This window comes from Streptomyces sp. NPDC002130 (assembly GCF_040296465.1).
In the GTDB taxonomy this organism is placed as follows: Bacteria; Actinomycetota; Actinomycetes; order Streptomycetales; family Streptomycetaceae; genus Streptomyces.
Genome location: NZ_JBEOXI010000634.1, coordinates 1 through 1,934, shown reverse-complemented (window position 1 = coordinate 1,934; position 1,934 = coordinate 1). Strand labels below are relative to the sequence as shown.

Below are 1,934 nucleotides of genomic sequence, written 5' to 3'. Positions count from 1 at the left end.
CGACGGCGGCGGTGTACAGGCCGTCGCCGAGTCGGGAGACGCCTTGGCCGACGAAGAGCAGCAGGAGGTTGCGGTCGCTGAGCAGTGCCATGCCGCAACTGTGGTTTGCGCCCGCCGACCCGCTGTGCCGTTGTGGGAACAGCTCCACGAAGTCCTCGTCGGCGAACAGCGGCCCGAGCGCCTCCCGGATCCGCATGCACAGACAGCCCTTGGGAAAGGCCAGCCGGGCCACCTCGGCGGTCTGGACCGGAACCTCGCCCGGGAGACGTGGACGCAGCGACATCTCGATCACCTCACGCTCGCGCCCCCACGCCGATCCGGCCATCATCCCGCCACCGCAAGGTCATTTTGGCGACCACCGCCGAATTCGCCAACGGTGTCCTGAGAGGGACGTGACCGAAGCCCGCCCCGAACTGCCCGCCGGCATCAACCCCCTGGGCACCCGAGACCGATACCGGCCGTCGCTGGGTCGGCCCACCGCACTGCAGGCGGTCAGCGCCGCCGCCCTACGGACCATCCACCAAAACCGACCAGAGCTGTCCCGGACCGTGAGGACGCCGCGTCAACGCGCGCAGTTCATCCATTGGTCATCTTGAGTACTCCTGGAATTACCTCGCAATTCTCAGCTGCTTCTCACATCCCACCGGTTTTGTGTCCTGCGTCGCCCGATCGGGCCGTACGACGAAGGAGGCGCATGGTGGCACTACCGGTGACCACGTGGCGGAAAACCGAGAGCCGGGGGGAGGAGCAGCCCCCGGCAGAGGAACAGCCGTTGCACGTGGCCAGCAGGCTGCACTCGTTCAACCGGTTCGAGCTCAAGTACCTCGTACCGGTCGAGGAGGCGGCCGAGATCCGGGACGAGCTGGCCGAGCGGATGGACCGCGATCTGAACAGCCCGGTCGGCGGGTACGGGGTGTGGAGCCTGTACTACGACACCCCGCAGCTGCGCTTCTACTGGGAGAAGATCGAGGGCCTGAAGTTCCGGCGAAAGCTGCGCATCCGCCACTACGGGAACCTGGACGGGGTGACCGACGAGTCCCCGGTGTGCGTGGAGATCAAGCAGCGGGTCAACCGGGTCACACAGAAGCGCCGTATCACCCTCCCGTACGGCGTCGCCCGCCAGTTGTGCGACGGCCGGGAGATGGTGGAGCACTCCGCCAGGGAAAGCGCCTTCATCCAGGAGGTGCTCGAACTCGTCGTACGACTGAATCTGCAGCCGACAGCGATCACCGGCTATCAGCGCGAGGCGCTGGTCGGCCGGGCCGCGGACACCGGGCTGCGGGTGACCTTCGACCGGCGCATCCGCGGCCGGGACCGGGACTTCCACTTCGGCACGGAGAACCCGGAGAACCGCTTCACCATCCCGCCGCACCTGTCGGTGATGGAGATCAAGGTCAACGAGCGCACCCCGTACTGGATCACGGACCTGGCGGCCCGCCGCAACCTCAGCCTCATCCGGGTCTCCAAGTACGTGCAGTCCATCGAGGCGTTCGGGCTCGCGCCCCGGTCCGTCTTCCACGTCCACGAGGCCGACCATCCATCGCCTCACAGCCCCACCACGAACGGGCTGTCCGAGCAGCCGTCGGCGCGTCAGGCGCCCTTGAAAGCAGGAGCACAGTGAACTTCGATCTGCAGGAACTCAGCGGCACGTTCAGCGTTGCCGATGTCGTCGTGGCCATGGCGCTGTCGTTCGTCCTGAGCACGTTGATCGGTTACGTGTACCGGTACACGCACCGCAACGTCTCCTACAGCCAGACCTACGTCCAGACGCTCGTCATCGTGGGCATGGTCGTCGCGCTGATCATGCTCGTCGTCGGGTCCAACCTGGCGCGGGCGTTCTCCCTGGTCGGTGCGTTGTCCGTGGTCCGGTTCCGGAACGCCGTCAAGGAGACACGAGACGTCGGCTTCATCTTCCTGGCCATGGCGATCGGCAT

2 protein-coding genes and 1 pseudogene are annotated in these 1,934 nt (G+C 66.5%); 2 read left to right on the top strand and 1 reads right to left on the bottom strand.

Translation table 11 applies throughout. From position 1 onward, the window contains the following. A pseudogene (locus tag ABT116_RS43805) lies at positions 1-283 on the bottom strand (hypothetical protein); the annotation flags it as partial. A 495-nt stretch (positions 284-778) separates the two neighbouring features. Between ABT116_RS43805 and ABT116_RS43800 the strand changes: the two are divergent. After that, positions 779-1,621, top strand: coding sequence for a polyphosphate polymerase domain-containing protein (locus tag ABT116_RS43800; protein WP_351646393.1), 843 nt, complete (start codon positions 779-781; stop codon positions 1,619-1,621). After that, on the top strand, positions 1,618-1,934 hold a 317-nt coding region (locus tag ABT116_RS43795), incomplete at its 3' end, for a DUF4956 domain-containing protein (protein WP_351646391.1). The genes ABT116_RS43800 and ABT116_RS43795, both read left to right, overlap by 4 nt.